Genomic DNA, 18,840 nt, shown 5'->3' on the forward strand with positions numbered 1-18,840 from the left:
CAGACTCCTGATATGCTCCTTCTTCACTCTCAGGAATGACACGAGAACTCACCAGAAATGAAAAAGGCTTCACCGAAGTGAAGCCTTTATTGAGACTTGCTGTTGTCTGCTTATTCAGCTGGACGCGGGCAAATTTCAGATTCTGGGAAGAAGAATTCGATTTCGCGAGCCGCAGATTCAGGGCTATCACTGCCGTGTACTGAGTTGTAACGCATGCTGATTGCGTAGTCAGCACGGATAGTGCCGCATGCAGCTTCTTCTGGGTTAGTTTTACCCATTAGTTCACGGTAACGAGCGATCGCATTTTCGCCTTCAAGTACTTGAACCATGATAGGACCAGAAGTCATGAACTCTTTTAGTGGTCCAAAGAACTCTTTACCTTCATGTTCTGCATAGAAGCCACTTGCTTGCGCTTCTGTAAGAGAAACCATTTTAGCGGCAATAATCTGTAGGCCAGCTTTTTCAATGCGGTGGTAGATTTCACCGACAAGGTTACGCTTAACTGCATCCGGCTTAACAATTGAGAACGTTCTTTCTAGAGCCATAGGGATTCCTTCACTTCATTTTTTTGTTATTAAATACTGAAATTACTAAGATCATTCGATCTGAGTTTATGAATAAGCGGTATCGAAATACCGCTCACTCTTATTATTATTTTGCTTGGTCGATAAGAAGACGAGCCAGTGTACGAACACCCATACCGGTCGCGCCTGCAGCCCACTTATCACTTGATGACTTACGGTAAGTACCCGCGCAATCCATGTGAATCCAACCTTTTTTGTAGTCATCTACAAAGTAAGAAAGGAACGCAGCAGCTGTACTTGCACCCGGTGTGTAATCACCAGAGCTGATGTTTGAAAGATCAGCAAAGTTTGAAGGCAACATACCACGGTGGAAATCAGCAAGAGGCAATGGCCATAGACCTTCTTTCTCTTGGTTCGCAGCCGTTAGTGCTTGATGAGACAACTCATCATCAAAGCTCAATAATGCGTGGTAGTCGTTACCTAATGCATTTTTAGCCGCGCCTGTTAGCGTTGCACAGTCGATGATCAACTCTGGATTCTGAGCGCTTGCGAACATCAGGCCATCAGCTAAAACTAAACGACCTTCCGCATCGGTATTCATGATCTCGACAGTCTTACCATTTTTGTAAGTAACGATGTCGCCAAGCTTCAATGCACGACCAGAGATCATATTCTCTGCACAACATAAGATAAGCTTGATGCGCTTGTTCAGGCCACGTTCAATCGCTAGACCTAAACCACCCGTAATAGTCGCTGCGCCACCCATGTCAGCCTTCATTGCTGTCATGAATTGACCTGGCTTGATGCTGTAACCGCCTGAGTCGAAAGTGATACCTTTACCCACAAGACAAGCAAACACGGGTGCGTTTTCATCGCCGGTAGGGTTGAAGTCCAGTTGAAGCATTGCAGAAGTACGTTCAGAGCCGCGACCTACCGCGTAGATGCCTTCCCAACCTTCAGTTAGGAGATCTTTGTCTTTAACGATTTTTGCTTTAACAGTGCCTGCTGGTGCCACTGACTTGATGTATTCAGCTGCCATTGTCGCTAATTGACGAGGGGCAACTTCTTCAGCCGTTTTGTTGATGATGTCACGAGTCCAATCTGTCGCGCGGATACGTGCTTCCAATTCAACTTGATCAGCTTCAGCTAGAGCATCCCACTCCAATGCATTTTTTTTCTTTGGTCCACGGTAGCCTTGGTAAAAAGCCCAAACGCTTTCTAGATCCCAGCCTTTACCGCTAAGTGCAACCAATGCGATACCTTGTCCGTCAAGCGTACGACCCGCACGTTGAACCGCGCCTAGATCGTGGCCTTCACCAATGTGAATTGTCGCTCCCGCTTCTGAGAACGATAAAATAGCTCTTGCTCCCCACTGAGGCTGGGCAGCTTCTTGACTTAAAAATACTGACATCTGTGTAGACATGATTTCTCCTTGTCATGAACCACTTTGAGTATGTGATTCTGATTGTTTTTTATTAGCGCACTGATGTTAGCATTATGTAGGAGGAAAATGTCATTTTGATAAAAAAACGGACCATAAGGTCCGCTTTTTTTAGTAAGAATTGTTAACTTGGCTGCGTTTTACATTGGACTGAACCAACCCGCGACCAAGTGATTAGACAAGAGGATTAATCCATCTCATCCATCCAGCACAATATAATGGCCTCTAGAATTTTCTCATTCGAGTGATTCGGCTCATCATCAAAATCTTCAAGATCTAGCACCCATTGATGCAAGTCCGTGAAGCGTACTGTTTTAGGATCGGTATCTGGGTATAAATCACATAGTTCAATCGCAATATCTCGCGAATCAATCCATTTCAAACTCATAACATTTCCTTATCTTTATCAGCGACGATTTGTCATCTTAGTGACTTATATTCTATGCCAGCTTTACTAACAGTTTTAGTCGAGCTTATTTCTTAATGCTCTTCAGAAGCTAAGTTCAACGTGTACTTTGGAATCTCTACAACAAGATCCGAATCAGCTACTTTAGCTTGGCAACCAAGGCGAGATTCCATCTCTAAACCCCATGCTTTATCTAGCATGTCGTCTTCTAGGTCATCACTCTCTTCTAAAGAGTCGAAACCTTCACGAATCACGACGTGACATGTAGTACATGCACACGACTTCTCACATGCGTGTTCAATACCAATACCGGCCTTCAATGCAACATCAAGAACCGTCTCACCAGTTTTTGCTTCTAAAACAGCGCCTTCTGGACATAGATCTTCGTGAGGTAAAACAATAATCTTTGGCATGTTTATCTATTCTCTAACTATTAAATATTATCGACTGACTGACCTGACAGTGCAGCTCGAATTGATTTATCCATACGACGAGAAGCAAAGTCTTGGCTCGCTTTGTCGGTATTCTTAATTTCTAGTTCGATGGCATCAGCGCTTTCGCCATTGCGCACTTCAATCAGTGCTTCAATAGCTTGTAGAAGGTGCTGCTTTTCTTGCTCATCAAGCAGCTCATCGCCATCAGCTTGCATTGCTGCAATAAGGCCTTCGATAACACGATCTGCTTCTACACGTTGCTCAGCTAGAGCACGCGCTTGCATGTCTTCTTTAGCAAACGTCATCGAATCTTTCAGCATGCTCGCCACTTCATTATCGCTTAAGCCGTAAGACGGTTTAACCTGAATTTCAGCTTGAACACCTGTGCTCTTCTCCATAGCAGTAACCGATAGCAGGCCATCAGCGTCTACTTGGTAAGTCACACGAATATGCGCCGCACCAGCCGCCATTGGTGGAATACCTTTTAGAGCAAAACGAGCCAATGAACGACAGTCATCAACCATCTCACGTTCGCCTTGCACGGTGTGCACTGTCATTGCAGTTTGACCGTCTTTGAACGTGGTAAATTCTTGTGCGCGAGCAACAGGGATAGTGGTATTGCGTGGAATGATCTTTTCGACCAAGCCACCCATCGTTTCGATACCTAGGGAAAGAGGAATAACATCAAGCAGCAGCATTTCAGAGTCAGGCTTGTTACCGACTAAGATATCCGCTTGGATAGAAGCACCAATCGCAACCACTTCATCTGGGTTAATGCTGGTTAATGGCGTACGACCAAAAAAGTCACCGACCATTTCACGTACAAGTAACGTACGAGTTGAACCGCCGACCATCACGACTTCTAGAACATCATCCGCGTCAACTTCAGCATCTTTCAATGCACGACGACATGAAAGCAGTGTTTTCTTAACAAGCGGCTTAATGATGTCTTCAAACTCTTCACGAGTTAATGAACCAGCCCAACCCAACACTTCAACATTAACGCTTTCAGCTTCAGATAAGCCAATCTTCGCTTCTGTTGCTGCATCTAGAAGAATACGATTCTGTTCTGCGGTTAGCTCTGATAAGCCCATTTGCTCTTGGAAGTGCTCTGCGATCAAGTGGTCAAAGTCGTCTCCGCCTAATGCAGAGTCGCCACCCGTTGCTAATACTTCAAAAACACCTTTAGACAGGCGTAAGATAGAGATATCAAACGTGCCACCGCCAAGGTCATAAACCGCAATCACCCCTTCTTTACCTGAATCCAGACCGTAAGCAATCGCTGCCGCAGTAGGTTCATTAAGAAGACGCAACACGTGAAGACCAGCAAGTTGAGCCGCGTCTTTAGTACCAGCACGCTGTGCATCATCAAAATACGCAGGAACCGTAATTACGGCGCCAGATAACTCACCGCCTAGCGTAGACTCAGCACGTTGGCCAAGCGCTCGTAGAATATCAGCAGAAACCTGGATTGGGTTTTTGTTGCCTTGTTCTGTACGGATCACAGGTAAACCATTATCACTTTCTTCAAACTGATATGGCAGAGACGGGTATCGCTGTTGAATATCTGACAGTGAACGACCGATTAATCGCTTAACTGAGATAATGGTATTTTTAGGGTCAGTCTGCGCGTTAGCACGAGCTTCATCGCCAGTGGTGTACGACTCTGACGTATAGTGAACAACTGAAGGTAAAATGCTTCGACCTTGTTGATCAACGAGTGTACTTGCCTCGCCACTGCGTACTGCAGCAACCAACGAGTTTGTTGTACCTAAATCAATACCCACAGCAAGCTTGTGCTGGTGAGGAGCGGCGCTTTGCCCTGGTTCTGCAATCTGAAGTAGTGCCATGGATGTGTCCTTGTTATACAAACTAGCCGATCAAACGATCTTCAACTAATTCGATTTCATTCTTTAATTTTGCAATAAACTTAAGCTTTCTTACTCGGTCTGCAGCTTCTAGCCAAGCTTCGCTTTCGAGTTCTTGTTGGATAGCGCTTAATTGTTGTTTATACATTTTGCTAACCTTGCCTTCAAATGCAAATAGCGCATCTTCGGGATCAGAACTGTCTGCGATATCTTCCAGCTCTTCACGCAGTTCCATTTGCTCCATCAGGAACATCGGATCTTGCATGGTTTGTTGTTCGCCACGAATGTCTTCACCGTGTTGAACTAGCAGGTATTCTGCTCGGCTGATTGGATTCTTCAATACCTGGTACGCATCGTTGATTTGTGCCGCTTTTTGCACGGCTAATAAGCGGTCACGCTCAGAAGCTATCGCAAATTTATCAGGATGGAATTGGCGTTGCAGATCTCTAAACTGAGAAGAAAGAAGGCTACCATCCAGTTGAAACTGAAGTGGTAGCCCAAATAATTCGAAATGATTCATGTAAAGGTGGTCCTAAGTTTAGGCTCTTTGTTCAGAGCCTAATTTTATTCTTCGCTTACAACGCTTAACGATTCAAGCGTTTAAACATTGAAGCTCTCACCACAACCACATTCGCCTTTCGCGTTCGGGTTGTTGAATTCAAAACCTTCGTTTAGGCCTTCTTTTACATAATCAAGCTCAGTACCATCAAGGTATACTAGGCTCTTTGGATCAATGATGACCTTAACACCTGAATGCTCAAACACTTCGTCTTCTTCGTTAAGCTCGTCAACGAATTCCAGTACATACGCCATACCCGAACAGCCAGTAGTTTTTACTGCTAAGCGTAACCCGAGACCTTTACCACGGTTATCTAGGAAAGCTTGAACTCGGCTTGCTGCCGTATCTGTCATGGTGATGGCCATACTACAACCTTGTGTTTTATATAAATTGAGAACTCAGGGGGAGCACAAAGGATGCTCCCAAATATTACTTTTTTGTCGACGTAATTACGTTATTGAAGCGATTAGTGCTTCTTTTTGTAATCCGCAACAGCTGCTTTGATTGCATCTTCAGCAAGAATTGAACAGTGAACTTTCACTGGTGGCAACTCAAGCTCTTCTGCGATTTCAGAGTTTTTAATAGCAGCTGCTTCATCAATACTTTTACCTTTAACCCACTCAGTTACTAGTGAGCTAGAAGCGATTGCGCTACCGCAACCGTAAGTCTTGAATTTTGCGTCTTCAATAATACCTTCTGCAGATACTTTGATTTGCAGTTTCATTACATCACCACAAGCCGGTGCGCCAACCATGCCGCTACCTACACTTGGGTCTTCTTTATCAAACGAACCTACATTACGTGGGTTTTCGTAGTGATCAATTACTTTTTCGCTATATGCCATGATAGTTACCTCGAATCCTCTATTTCCGTGAGATTAGTGATGAGCCCACTCAACAGTGTTCAAATCAATCCCTTCTTTATACATATCCCATAGAGGAGACATGTCGCGTAATTTGTTTACCGCTACACGGATTTGTGCAATCGCGTAGTCGATTTCTTCTTCCGTTGTGAAACGGCCGAATGAGAAACGTACTGAGCTGTGTGCCAGTTCATCGTTCAGACCAAGAGCACGTAGAACGTATGAAGGCTCTAGGCTTGCTGATGTACATGCAGAACCTGATGATACCGCTAGGTCTTTTAAAGACATAAGCAGAGATTCACCTTCAACGAAAGCAAAGCTCACGTTTAGGTTGTGTGGTACACGTTGGTCTAAGTCGCCGTTTACGGTTACTGCTTCTAGATCTTGAACACCTTTCAATAGGCGCTCACGAAGTGCTAGTGCGTGATCGTAATCTTTCTGCATGTCTTGCTTAGCGATAGCAAACGCTTCGCCCATACCCACGATTTGGTGAGTAGCAAGCGTACCAGAACGGAAACCACGTTCATGACCGCCACCGTGCATTTGCGCTTCAAGGCGAATACGTGGCTTACGACGAACGTACAAAGCACCGATGCCTTTAGGGCCGTATGCTTTGTGTGCAGACATAGAGATAAGATCAACTTTCATCTCTTTTACGTCTAGTGGGATTTTACCCGCAGACTGCGCCGCATCAACGTGGAAGATGATCTTGCGTGCACGACATAATTCGCCGATTGCACCGATATCTTGGATTACACCAATCTCGTTGTTTACGTGCATGATAGAAACTAGAACAGTATCTTCACGCATTGCAGCTTGTAGCTTGTCTAGATCAATGATGCCGTTTGCTTCTGGCTCAAGGTATGTAACCTCAAAGCCTTCACGCTCTAATTGGCGACATGGATCAAGAACCGCTTTGTGTTCTGTTTTGCACGTGATTACGTGCTTACCTTTCTTCTCGTAAAAGTGCGCAGCACCTTTGATAGCAAGGTTATCTGACTCTGTAGCACCTGACGTGAAAACAATCTCACGTGGGTCTGCATTTAGTAGATCGGCAATTTGCTCACGAGCATTATCTACTGATTCTTCTGCCTGCCAGCCGTAACGGTGTGAACGAGATGCAGGGTTACCGAAGTTACCGTCCATCGTCATGCACTGAACCATTTTTTCAGCAACACGTGGATCGACTGGGCATGTAGCTGAATAGTCAAAGTAAATAGGCAGTTTCATTTTCTACTCCAATGTAAAAACTGACCGCTAAGAGCGGGCATTAACACCGTGAGGTGCTGCACTAATCGTTGTAGTGCTCGTATTTTTATGTGCAAAACCATTATTAACCGCAAGATCGATATCTTGACGATCAGAAATTTCTAAAACTTCGTTATCTTTCATTAGCTCACCGAGCGTAATGTCGTTTAAGAAGCTGCTGATTCGGGAGCTTAAATCACGCCATAAAGTGTGAGTTAAACAACGAGTACCACCTTGGCAATCTGCTCGACCGTGACACTTAGTTGCATCGACTGATTCGTCAACTGCAGCAATTACAGTTCCGACAGCGATGTCGCTCGCTTCAGCACCTAAACGGTAACCACCGCCAGGACCACGAACACTAGCAACCAAGCCAGCTTTACGTAACTTAGAAAAAAGTTGTTCTAAGTAAGATAACGAGATGCCTTGTCGCTCTGAAATATCAGCCAGAGGAACTGGGCTTTTTTGCGAATGCAGTGCTACATCTAGCATAGCTGTTACCGCATATCTTCCTTTAGATGTAAGTTTCATATCACACCGTATCCACATTGTTTATGTGGTTGGAATTTTCCCATACCCGACTAAATTGGTCAAGTATTTAGTTGACTATTTTAGTCAGGTATTCACCCTTAGAGTTTGCATGGGCTTTATTTGTCGTTTTTACTCTTCTCAATTGAAGTCAAAATGCCGCGTAGAGTGTTGATCTCTTGCAGCTCTGGACGAGCTCGACTGAACAAACGACGTAGCTTATTCATCACCTGACCCGGCTTATCCTTAGAGATAAATTGGGTATCAATGATCACTTTTTCAAGGTGCTCATAGAACATTTCTAGTTCTTCGTGACGAGGGTACTCATCTTGTTGCTGCGGCTGGTACTGGCTCGCCACCATATCAAGGTGTGCTACACGCACTTCATAGCTAAGAGTCTGTACTGCCATTGCTAGGTTTAGTGAGCTGTATTCTGGGTTTGCAGGAATACATACATGGAAATGACACTTCTGAAGCTCATCATTGGTTAAGCCAGTGCGCTCACGGCCAAACACTAACGCTACAGGGTGCTTTTGACCTTCAACTGCAAATTTTTGTCCACATTCACGCGGCTCAAGCATTGGCCATTCAAGCGTACGAGAGCGTGCACTCGAACCAACCACCAAACCACAGTCTTTTACTGCTTCATCCAGTGTAGAAACGATGGTCGCGTTTTCCGCGATGTCACCTGCACCCGCAGCCAGTGCTAAGGTCTGCTCGTCAACTTCACATTGAGGGTCTACAAGAACTAACTGACTCAAACCCATCACTTTCATTGCGCGAGCTGCTGATCCGATATTTCCCGAATGAGACGTACCAACCAGAACGACTTTTACATTGTCTAACATGCTATATGACACCACTTTAAAAATAATCGCGAGATATTAACACATAGCTAAGTAAAATGGTCAGACCCTTCTCGGAATGTGAAATCAAGAGTTCAAAAAATAACCACTTCCCTTTTGGGGAAACTTTGGTATACTCGCCGCCGCTTTAAACTGTTCTTTAACATCTTGTGGGAAAAACCATATGCATCCAATGCTAAACATTGCGATACGCGCTGCGCGTAAAGCTGGCAACCATATTGCTAAATCTCTAGAAACAACTGATAAGATCGAATCGTCTCTAAAAGGTAACAACGATTACGTTACTAACATTGCTCAAGAAGCTGAGTACATGATCATTGAGACAATCAAATCATCTTACCCAGAGCACAGCATTATTTCTGAAGAGTCAGGCCTAACTGAAGGTAAAGATTCTGACGTACAATGGATCGTTGACCCACTAGATGGCACCAACAACTTTGTAAAAGGTTTCCCTCACTTCTCTGTATCTATCGCTGTTCGCATGAACGGTCGTACAGAAGTTGCTTGTGTTTATGACCCAATGCTAAACGAGCTATTCACAGCTCAACGTGGCGCTGGCGCTCAACTTAACAACGCTCGTATGCGTGTTACTCAACTAAAAGACCTTCAAGGTACTGTTCTAGCGACTGGTTTCCCATTCAAGCAAAAACAACACTCTGAATCTTTCATGAAGATCATCTCTGGTCTATTCGTTGATTGTGCTGATTTCCGTCGTACTGGTTCTCCAGCTCTTGACCTATGTTACCTAGCAGCTGGCCGTGTTGACGGTTACCTAGAACTAGGCCTTAAGCCATGGGATCTAGCAGCTGGCGATCTAATCGCTCGTGAAGCTGGTGCTATCATGACTGACTTTGCTGGCGGCACTGATTACATGACGTCTGGTAATGTTGTTGCTTCAAGCGCGCGTGGTGTTAAGTCTATTCTTAAGCACGTTCGTGAGAACTCTAACGAAGGTATGCTGAAGTAATTCAGACCTTGCGTTAATGCTCTTTAGCTAAGAGCAGAAGATTTTCAAAGCCTCGCTATGCGGGGCTTTTTTGTATCCGCGATACGAGATACGAGATACGAGATACGAGATACGACCAAAATGTCGGTTAGTTACAGTGAACACAAATCACTGCTCTGTAAGCTGTATTTAGATCGCCACTAGATAGTGACTTAGCTACTTTGGCACTTGGTATTGGTATTGGTATTGGTATTGGTATTGGTATTGGCAAATACGGCAATGTGCAATCGGATACAAAAGCTAACCCACAATATACAGACATAAAAAAACCGCTAGTTGCCCAGCGGTTTTTTTGGTTTAGCGAAAGTTGTTAAGCCGCGGCCTAAGGCATTTCGTCAAACTCTTCACCTTCTTTGTCCACTTGTGGTGGCATTAGGTGTTCACGCGTAATACCCAACTTCATAGCTAGTGCAGATGCAACGTAGATAGAAGAGTAAGTACCAACGGTAATACCCAGTAGAAGTGCAGTCGCAAAGCCGTGAATCATAGCGCCGCCCTGAACGAACAGTGCGATAACTACGAATAACGTGGTACCAGAAGTGATCAATGTACGGCTCAATGTTTGTGTGATTGAGCTGTTCAGCACTTCAGGTGCCTCGCCTTTACGCATCTTACGGAAGTTCTCACGAATACGGTCAAATACCACTATGGTATCGTTGAGGGAGTAACCGACTACCGTTAGCAAGGCTGCTACGATGGTAAGGTCGACCTCAATTTGCATTAGAGAGAACACACCTAGTGTGATGATAACGTCGTGCGCTAGGGCTAATACAGCACCTGCAGCTAATCGCCATTCAAATCGTACGGATACGTAGATCAAGATACAGATCAGAGAAACAAGGATAGCAAGGCCACCAGCTTCTGTTAATTCGTCACCTACGTTAGGACCAACGAACTCGATACGACGCATCTCAACTTGCTCACCAGTACCATCTTTAATTGCAGACAGGATTTGGTTACCAAGCGTTTCGCCCGCAACACCATCACGTGGACGTAGACGAACCATTACCTCACGCGCAGAACCAAAGTTCTGTACCGTAGCATCACCAAAGCCTTCAGCTTCTAGTGCGCTTCGAATGTCAGGCAGATTTGCTGGCTCCTCAAAACCCACTTCAATCAGGGTACCACCAGTAAAATCTAGACCCCAGTTCAACGATTTCGTTGTTAGGGTGAAGATAGCAGTACCAATCATCAAGATTGAGAATAAAAAGGCAACCTTTGACCAACGCATGAAGTCGATCATTTTGTCTGCTTTTAGAATCTGAAACATATTAATTCCTAGCCTTAGATCGACAGTTTCTTAACGCGTTTGCCGCCATACATCAGGTTCACGATACAACGTGTTCCGATAATAGCTGTAAACATTGAAGTCAAGATACCAATTGATAACGTTACCGCGAAGCCTTTAATCGCACCTGTACCGACAGCAAATAGAATGATTGCTGTTAGTAGTGTGGTGATGTTGGCATCGGCGATTGTACTAAATGCGTTTGCATAACCTTGGTGAATCGCTTGTTGTGGACTACGTCCATCTCGAAGTTCTTCACGTATACGCTCAAAGATAAGAACGTTGGCATCGACTGCCATACCGACCGTCAATACGATACCGGCAATGCCTGGTAGCGTCATTGTCGCGCCAGGAATCATCGACATCACACCAATAATCAACACTAAGTTAGCCATCAGAGCGACGTTCGCAATCAAACCGAAAGTACGGTAGTAAAGCAGTGTAAACAGCATTACTGCAGCCATACCCCAAACCATCGCCATGATACCCATATCGATGTTTTGTTGACCCATAGATGGACCAATCGTACGTTCTTCTACAATCGAGATAGGCGCAATCAATGCACCTGCACGTAGTAGAAGTGCCAAGTTATGAGCTTCAGCCGTTGAGTCGATACCTGTAATACGGAAGTTACGGCCAAGCGCAGATTGAATCGTCGCTTGGTTAATCACTTCTTCGTGCTTGCTTAGGATCACTCGGCCTTCAGGTGTTTTACGACCGCTGTCTTTATACTCTGCAAATACGGTTGCCATTAGCTTACCGATATTTTGACGAGAGAATGTAGACATCTTGCTACCACCTTCGCTGTCTAGCGAGATGTTAACTTGTGGGCGACCATATTCATCAACACTTGAGCTTGCATCTGTAATGCTAGAACCGCCTAAGATAACGCGTTTCTTAAGTACTACAGGACGACCATCACGGTCTTGCTTAATTTCACTACCAGCAGGAGCACGGCCAGAAGCTGCAGCGGCCAAATCGGCACTGCTGTCCACTTCACGGAATTCAAGAGTCGCGGTTGCGCCTAAAATTTCTTTAGCACGAGCCGTGTCTTGAACACCTGGCAATTCCACTACGATACGGCTAGCACCTTGACGTTGAACCAAAGGCTCAGCAACACCAAGTTCGTTAACACGGTTACGTAGAATAGTAATGTTTTGCTCTACCGCATAATTGCGGATTTCTTGAAGACGAGTTTCAGTGAAGTTAGCAATCAAAGAGAAACGACCGTTAGATTCTGAATCTACGAACGTCATATCTTGGTGCTTAGATTGCAGAAGCGATTTCGCTTCAGCAAGCTGCTCTTCGTTACGCAGAATCACTTCAACCGCATCTTTACCCGATGGGCGAATAGCACGGTAGCGGATTTTCTCTTCACGAAGTTCACTGCGGAACGCTTCTTCTTGTTGGCCAACCAGTTTTTGCATCGCAGCGTCCATATCCACTTCCATTAAGAAGTGAACACCACCACGTAGATCAAGACCCAGTTTCATTGGTGCAGCACCAATAGATTCAAGCCAATCAGGAGTTGAAGCCGCTAGGTTTAAAGCTACGATAACGTCATCACCGAGTGCTTCTGTGATGATATCACGGGCACTGATTTGCGTATCTGTATCGTTAAATCGAACAAGAATGGAACCGTTTTCGAGAGCAACGGATTTAGTAGAAAGGTTTTCTGCTTCAAGAGCATTGGTGACAGCATCCAGCGTAGACAGATCTACAGAGGCGCCACGCGCCCCTGTAACTTGAACTGCCGGATCTTCACCGTATATATTTGGAAGTGCGTACAACGCAGCGATAGCGATGGCAAACATCACCATCAAATACTTCCATAACGGATAACGGTTTAGCACAGCGAGGATCCTCTAGCTGTTTATAGTGATTTCAGAGTACCTTTTGGTAGCACTGCTGTAACGAAGTCTTTCTTGATAACGACTTCGTTGTTTGCGTTCAGTTCGATAGCAACGTAGTCGCTGTCTTCAGCAATCTTAGTGATCTTGCCGATTAGGCCGCCGCTTGTAAGAACTTCATCACCTTTGCCCATAGAAGACATAAGGCTCTTGTGCTCTTTAACACGCTTAGCTTGTGGACGGTAGATCATGAAGTAGAAGATCACAGCGAACATACCTAGCATGATAAGCATTTCGAAACCGCCGCCTGCTGGTGCACCTTCTGCTGCTGCGTGAGCTTGAGAAATAAACATTTAAAACATCCTCTATTATATTTTCGTAATTGTTTGTCTAATTGGGTCGTATCCCTTTATTTTCAAGCCCCATCACTCGGAAGAGAGATAGGGCTCGCAAAAAAGAAATACTAAGATTCTTTACCTAGTGGTGGCACTTCACGCCCCATTCTTGCGTAGAACTCTGCAACGAACTCTTCAAAGCGGTCTTCATCGATAGACTGACGAATGTCTGACATTACTCGTTGGTAGAAACGCAGGTTGTGAATCGTGTTCAGTCGAGCACCTAGGATTTCGTTACAACGATCCAAATGGTGTAAGTACGACTTGCTGTAGTTCTTACAAGTGTAACAGTCACAATCTGAATCTAGTGGTGTTGTATCGGTTTTATGCTTCGCATTACGGATCTTGATCACACCTTCCGTTACAAACAGGTGGCCATTACGTGCATTTCGCGTTGGCATAACACAGTCAAACATATCGATACCGCGACGAACACCTTCAACCAAGTCTTCAGGTTTGCCTACACCCATTAGGTAACGAGGCTTATCTTCAGGCAGTTGAGGACATGTGTGCTCAAGAATGCGGTGCATATCTTCTTTTGGTTCACCTACTGCTAGACCACCTACTGCGTAACCGTCAAAGCCAATTTCTGTTAGGCCTTTAACGGATACATCACGAAGGTCTTCGTATACGCCACCTTGTACAATACCGAACAATGAGTTCGGGTTTTCTTGCTTATCAAAGTGATCGCGTGAACGCTGAGCCCAACGAAGAGACATCTCCATCGAGTCTTTAGCTTCTTTATGCGTCGCAGGGTAAGGCGTACATTCGTCAAAGATCATTACGATGTCTGAGCCTAGATCCTTTTGGATTTCCATCGACTTCTCAGCGTCCATGAAGATCTTGTCACCGTTTACAGGGTTACGGAAATGAACACCTTCTTCAGTGATTTTACGCGTTGCGCCTAGGCTGAATACTTGGAAGCCACCTGAATCAGTCAAGATAGGACCTTTCCAGTTCATGAAATCGTGCAAATCACCGTGCAGTTTCATGATTTCTTGACCAGGACGTAGCCATAGGTGGAATGTATTACCTAATAGGATTTCAGCACCTGTGTCTTTTACTTCTTCAGGTGTCATGCCTTTAACCGTACCGTAAGTACCTACAGGCATGAATGCTGGGGTTTCAACGGTACCGCGTTCAAACTGAAGTTGACCACGACGTGCGCCGCTATTAGTTTTTTTAAGTTCGTATTTTAATTTCACGAAGCCTCCAATATGCCAGAGAAACAATCTGACTGTTAATTCAGAACCTTAGGCCAAACAAAAGTTCAGTCTAGTGGGTTCTATGAGGAGCGGTCGCGTATTCCTTGCGAGAGATTAGACAGACACCCTGCCCGACTCCTAGCTTACTGCTAGCACCCGTAAATTCTGCTTATATCGTTTATAACCAGCTAAAATTAGCTCGTTTTCTTATTGATGAACATCGCATCACCGTAGCTGAAGAAACGGTATTCGCTCTTCACTGCGTGATCGTATGCGCCCATCACATTGTCGTAGCCAGCAAATGCACTCACCAACATAATCAGCGTTGATTCTGGTAAGTGGAAGTTGGTAATCAAGCAATCCACCAGCTGATATTCATAACCAGGGAAGATGAAGATTTCTGTGTCACCAAAGAAAGGAACTAACTCAGTGCCATTTTTCAATGCATCTTGAGCCGCACTTTCTAGTGAACGCACAGAGGTTGTACCAACGGCAATAATACGCCCGCCACGTGCTTTTGCAGCAGCTACGGCATCCACCACTTCTTGCGGTACTTCAACGTACTCAGCATGCATGTGGTGGTCATTGATATTATCGACTTTTACTGGCTGGAACGTACCAGCACCAACGTGAAGCGTCACGTAAGCAAACTCAACACCTTTTTCTTTCATGTCAGCCATTAGCTTGTCATCAAAGTGAAGGCCTGCTGTTGGCGCAGCAACTGCACCCGGCTTTTCATTATAGACAGTTTGGTAGCGCTCTTTATCGGCGTCTTCATCTGGACGATCGATGTAAGGAGGCAGTGGCATGTGACCAACACTGTTAAGAATCTCTAAAACGCTTTGATCGGATGTGAAATGGATTTCAAATAACGCATCATGACGTGCCACCATTTCAGCTTCATACTCATCGTTCTCACCAAGGAACAATTTGGTACCCGGTTTCGGTGATTTAGAACAACGAACATGCGCAAGAATGCTTTTCTCATCCAGCATACGTTCAACCAACACTTCAAGCTTACCGCCTGATGCCTTGCGACCGAATACACGAGCAGGAATCACGCGAGTGTTATTAAAAATAACAAGATCACCTGGCTCAACCAAGTCTAAAACGTCTTTAAACGAACCATCAGCTAGGTTGCCATTATTGCCATCTAATTTAAGTAGGCGGCTTGCTGTGCGCTCCTCTTGAGGGTAGCGAGCAATGAGTTCATCTGGTAGGTCAAAGTGAAAATCTGAAACTTGCATGTGTCGAGTCTTGTCTTAGTTGATGATATTTATGCCGTTGACGAATAATAAGTCGAAGTTGCCGAACAATCGTTTCGGTAAGTAAATCGTTACCAGAAACACATCGTAAACATGACTAAAAATTTCGCAGTGGGCTAGTATAGGCACACGAGCCGCAATAGCAAGGTTTACAGCATTGGATTATTGTAAAGAGTCGTAAAATAATACGACCATTCCCCCTCATAAAAAAACAAAATTAGTTGCATGAAACTCACCCAAAAATGCGTTAGATCTCAGTTATTTTTTGGATAAAAAACTATAGTAATAGCAACAAATAAAAAAGAAGGAGGTCCGTATGATCAAGGTTGAAGATATGATGACTCGCAACCCTCATACCCTATTGCGCTCACACTCACTGGCCGATGCAAAGCACATGATGAAAGCGCTTGATATCCGCCATATTCCGGTTGTTGATGCCGACAGACAACTACTTGGCGTCGTCACACAGCGAGACGTTCTTGCCGCTCAAGAATCCAGCCTACAAAACATCCCACAAGCTCAATCTTTTACTCTCGCTACTCCCCTCAACGACATCATGCACAAAAGTGTTATGTCAGTAGAGCCGCGTGCTGGGTTAAAAGAATCGGCTATCTATATGCAGAAACACAAAGTGGGCTGTTTACCTGTCGTAGAAAACCACGAACTCGTGGGCATCATTACAGACAGCGATTTCGTTACGATAGCCATTAACCTGCTAGAGCTACAAGAAGAAGCGGAACCGGAAGAGGTCGAAAGTTAGTCCGTTTGTATTACTCACGATAATCCTTAGAGCCTTTGAACCTGAGGCTCTTAACATATCTAAATTCTGACACGTCTAAAATCTCATCTATTTTTATGAAAAGCCGAGAGGCAAGTTACAAAACCCAATAATATCAACAACCTATTTATCCATCACTCTTAGACATAAAAATATAGTGGATACATACTATTTATTGATATATTTATCGTTAGAATCATGTAAGAATTTGTTAAGAATAAAAACAAGCTGCCTTACTAGGAATGATATTTATGAGTTTAAAGAAATTGCTGACCTTAGGTTTTGGCGTGATTCTCGCGCTAATTTTGGTTATTTCAGTCGTTGCTTCATTACGCTTTTATCAATCGAGTGATGGGTTTAACACCTACCGCTCTCTTGCAATAACAAGTGCCTCAACAGGTCGAATCCAAGCCAATATTCTGGAAGCTCGTTTATCTGCACTTAAATATATTAAGAACCCTATTCCGTCACATGCTTCTGAACTGAATAGACGTATCACCGCATCAAATCAATTGATAGATGAAATATTAGACTCTCATCTTGACGATCTACACAAAAATGAATTCCTAACGATAAAGAAGCAGCTTGATCAATATAGCCAAGGCTTTAACAAGGTTGTTCAACTTGTCAATACTCGAAACAACCTAGTTCAAGAGGCCTTAGACCCATCAGGGGTCAATATGCGTGAGGCAGTGACCAACCTAATGACCCAAGCTTCAGCTGAAGAAGATTTAGAAGTTGCTGTCAGTTCAGGACAGCTTCAGCAGCATGTATTGCTATCAAGATTGTACGCTTCTAAATTTCTGACGAGCAATAAAACAGAAGATGCTCAGCGTGCTGAAAAAGAGTTTGCCTCTGCCGCACTACTTGCAGAAACAATCGAATCTCAACTCATGTCGATGGAACAAATCAACTACTTAAACGATTTCACTAGTGCCTTCAAAATTTACCGCAACACATTTTCAAAGATCGTTGACACTATAAACACGCGAAATGGCATCATTTCAGGGACTCTTGATCTTGCTGGTGTTAATGCAGCAAAAACAATTGAAGAGATAAAGCTATCAACAAAGTCAGAGCAAGACTCTGTCGGGCCTAATATGGTCGAGCGATTCTCTAACGCGCAATTTGTGCTTGGCGTTCTTTCAATTCTCGTTGTCGCCGCTTCTCTTAGCATTGCCGTTTCGATTTACCGCAGTGTATGGAAAGTCGTTGGAGGAGAGCCAAGTGACATCCAAGCAATTGTTGCCGAAGTCGCCGCTGGTGATCTTTCAAAGCAGATTCCAATTACGGGTAAAGAAACCGGTATATACGCAAACATTTTAGAAATGCGCCAAGAACTACGTCGAATCATCGATGGTTTCCACCAGATTTCAGACAATGTTTCAGCAGCCTCCGTTGAGCTAACCGCGGTAATGAGCCAAACAGAAGGAAATGCTCAACAAGAACTGAGTCAAATGGAACAAATCGCGACAGCCATCAATGAGCTTTCTAGTACGGCGAATGAAGTCAGCCATAATGCTGCTAGTGCTGAGAACGCGGCAACTGGTGCAACTTCCAATGTCAAAGAGGGAGGAGTTTCCCTCGATGCATCAGATGATATATCTCGAAAAGTTGAAGACTCGATCGAAGAAACATCAAACATCGTTAATCAATTGCAAGAGTACTCGGTAGAGATCGGTAGTGTTATTGAAGTGATCAATTCAATTTCTGAGCAAACTAACTTACTTGCGTTAAATGCAGCCATTGAAGCCGCTCGAGCGGGAGAGCAAGGCCGAGGCTTTGCGGTGGTAGCAGATGAAGTTCGTTCTCTTGCCGCTAAAACACAACAATCAACGGTCGATATTCAAGAAATAATATCTCGCCTTCAGGCTCAAGCGAAAGATGCGAACCAATTTATGCAATCCAATCTTTCGTTAGCAGAAGAATCTAGACAGTATAGCGAACAGCTTCGTGCTGCATTCGCTTCTATCACTGACTCAGTACAACTAATATCTGATATGAACACACAAGTAGCCACAGCGTCTGAAGAGCAATCTGGCGTAACACAAGATATTTCACAAAATGTTTCTCTGACCTTTGATATTGTTCATCAAAATGTTTCAGGAATTGAGCAGAGCAAACAGGCAAGTGAAGAACTCTCTTCATTAGCTGTTAAGCAAAAAGACTTGCTGAGTTTTTTCAAAATCTAACGTTATAGTAAAATAGATAAATAAGCTTCTAACGCCACTATTTGTTTGTTTTTCTTCTCAAATAAACAAACAAAAAGAGCAGCCAAATAGCTGCTCTTTTTCTTTTGAATTTTACTTTCTAGTTT

19 protein-coding genes are annotated in these 18,840 nt (G+C 44.2%); 3 read left to right on the plus strand and 16 right to left on the minus strand.

Annotated elements, in window-relative coordinates; genetic code table 11:
* Positions 1-110: 110 nt before the first annotated feature.
* The 11 genes from ndk to trmJ all read right to left on the minus strand — a co-directional run bounded on the left by ndk (position 111) and on the right by trmJ (position 8,718).
* On the minus strand, positions 111-545 hold the full coding sequence (gene ndk, locus AB4589_RS03805) for a nucleoside-diphosphate kinase (RefSeq protein ID WP_004735101.1): 435 nt from the start codon (positions 543-545) through the stop codon (positions 111-113).
* Positions 546-651: 106 nt separating this feature from the next.
* Positions 652-1,947: an aminopeptidase PepB gene (pepB, locus tag AB4589_RS03810; protein WP_372099416.1), complete on the minus strand. Its 1,296-nt coding sequence runs from the start codon at positions 1,945-1,947 to the stop codon at positions 652-654.
* Between the two features lie 205 nt (positions 1,948-2,152).
* A complete protein-coding gene (gene iscX, locus AB4589_RS03815; protein ID WP_004735099.1) occupies positions 2,153-2,353 on the minus strand; it encodes a Fe-S cluster assembly protein IscX in 201 nt (66 codons plus the stop codon).
* 92 nt (positions 2,354-2,445) lie between these two features.
* The gene (gene fdx, locus AB4589_RS03820; protein WP_017098073.1) at positions 2,446-2,784 is read right to left on the minus strand and encodes an ISC system 2Fe-2S type ferredoxin; all 339 of its coding nucleotides are present in this window, start codon (positions 2,782-2,784) and stop codon (positions 2,446-2,448) included.
* Between the two features lie 20 nt (positions 2,785-2,804).
* Positions 2,805-4,655 (minus strand): Fe-S protein assembly chaperone HscA, encoded by a 1,851-nt coding sequence (gene hscA / locus AB4589_RS03825; protein ID WP_135385417.1) that lies wholly within the window; start codon positions 4,653-4,655, stop codon positions 2,805-2,807.
* A 22-nt stretch (positions 4,656-4,677) separates the two neighbouring features.
* On the minus strand, positions 4,678-5,193 hold the full coding sequence (gene hscB, locus AB4589_RS03830; RefSeq protein ID WP_009848288.1) for a co-chaperone HscB: 516 nt from the start codon (positions 5,191-5,193) through the stop codon (positions 4,678-4,680).
* 80 nt (positions 5,194-5,273) lie between these two features.
* Positions 5,274-5,597 (minus strand): iron-sulfur cluster assembly protein IscA, encoded by a 324-nt coding sequence (gene iscA, locus AB4589_RS03835; protein WP_004735095.1) that lies wholly within the window; start codon positions 5,595-5,597, stop codon positions 5,274-5,276.
* Between the two features lie 101 nt (positions 5,598-5,698).
* Positions 5,699-6,076 carry a Fe-S cluster assembly scaffold IscU gene (iscU, locus tag AB4589_RS03840; RefSeq protein ID WP_004735094.1) on the minus strand — a complete coding sequence of 126 codons (378 nt, stop codon included), beginning with the start codon at positions 6,074-6,076 and terminating at the stop codon, positions 5,699-5,701.
* A 33-nt stretch (positions 6,077-6,109) separates the two neighbouring features.
* Positions 6,110-7,324 carry an IscS subfamily cysteine desulfurase gene (locus AB4589_RS03845; RefSeq protein ID WP_009848287.1) on the minus strand — a complete coding sequence of 405 codons (1,215 nt, stop codon included), beginning with the start codon at positions 7,322-7,324 and terminating at the stop codon, positions 6,110-6,112.
* Between the two features lie 27 nt (positions 7,325-7,351).
* A complete protein-coding gene (iscR, locus tag AB4589_RS03850; protein ID WP_012603310.1) occupies positions 7,352-7,873 on the minus strand; it encodes a Fe-S cluster assembly transcriptional regulator IscR in 522 nt (173 codons plus the stop codon).
* A gap of 116 nt (positions 7,874-7,989) precedes the next feature.
* A complete protein-coding gene (trmJ, locus tag AB4589_RS03855) occupies positions 7,990-8,718 on the minus strand; it encodes a tRNA (cytosine(32)/uridine(32)-2'-O)-methyltransferase TrmJ (RefSeq protein WP_004735091.1) in 729 nt (242 codons plus the stop codon).
* Between the two features lie 181 nt (positions 8,719-8,899).
* Here trmJ and suhB point away from each other — a divergent pair, with 181 nt between their 5' ends.
* The gene (gene suhB, locus AB4589_RS03860) at positions 8,900-9,703 is read left to right on the plus strand and encodes an inositol-1-monophosphatase (protein ID WP_009848284.1); all 804 of its coding nucleotides are present in this window, start codon (positions 8,900-8,902) and stop codon (positions 9,701-9,703) included.
* Between the two features lie 361 nt (positions 9,704-10,064).
* On the opposite strand, the gene secF is transcribed toward suhB, so the two are convergent.
* From secF to queA, 5 genes are all read right to left on the minus strand, one after another.
* The gene (gene secF, locus AB4589_RS03865) at positions 10,065-11,012 is read right to left on the minus strand and encodes a protein translocase subunit SecF (protein ID WP_012603308.1); all 948 of its coding nucleotides are present in this window, start codon (positions 11,010-11,012) and stop codon (positions 10,065-10,067) included.
* A 14-nt stretch (positions 11,013-11,026) separates the two neighbouring features.
* Positions 11,027-12,883, minus strand: coding sequence for a protein translocase subunit SecD (gene secD, locus AB4589_RS03870; RefSeq protein WP_009848282.1), 1,857 nt, complete (start codon positions 12,881-12,883; stop codon positions 11,027-11,029).
* 20 nt (positions 12,884-12,903) lie between these two features.
* Positions 12,904-13,233 carry a preprotein translocase subunit YajC gene (gene yajC / locus AB4589_RS03875; RefSeq protein WP_009848281.1) on the minus strand — a complete coding sequence of 110 codons (330 nt, stop codon included), beginning with the start codon at positions 13,231-13,233 and terminating at the stop codon, positions 12,904-12,906.
* A gap of 110 nt (positions 13,234-13,343) precedes the next feature.
* A complete protein-coding gene (gene tgt / locus AB4589_RS03880) occupies positions 13,344-14,480 on the minus strand; it encodes a tRNA guanosine(34) transglycosylase Tgt (RefSeq protein WP_009848280.1) in 1,137 nt (378 codons plus the stop codon).
* 194 nt (positions 14,481-14,674) lie between these two features.
* On the minus strand, positions 14,675-15,727 hold the full coding sequence (queA, locus tag AB4589_RS03885) for a tRNA preQ1(34) S-adenosylmethionine ribosyltransferase-isomerase QueA (RefSeq protein WP_371695567.1): 1,053 nt from the start codon (positions 15,725-15,727) through the stop codon (positions 14,675-14,677).
* A 334-nt stretch (positions 15,728-16,061) separates the two neighbouring features.
* On the opposite strand from queA, the gene AB4589_RS03890 reads away from it, so the two are divergent.
* Together AB4589_RS03890 and AB4589_RS03895 are read left to right on the plus strand one after the other, a co-directional pair.
* Entirely contained in the window at positions 16,062-16,505 is a 444-nt protein-coding gene (locus AB4589_RS03890) for a CBS domain-containing protein (RefSeq protein WP_372099419.1), read from the plus strand.
* A gap of 269 nt (positions 16,506-16,774) precedes the next feature.
* A complete protein-coding gene (locus tag AB4589_RS03895) occupies positions 16,775-18,715 on the plus strand; it encodes a methyl-accepting chemotaxis protein (RefSeq protein ID WP_372099421.1) in 1,941 nt (646 codons plus the stop codon).
* Positions 18,716-18,840 lie beyond the last annotated feature (125 nt).

Origin of the sequence: Vibrio sp. 10N.222.49.A3 (assembly GCF_041475145.1) — a bacterium.
Lineage (GTDB): Bacteria > Pseudomonadota > Gammaproteobacteria > Enterobacterales > Vibrionaceae > Vibrio > Vibrio tasmaniensis_A.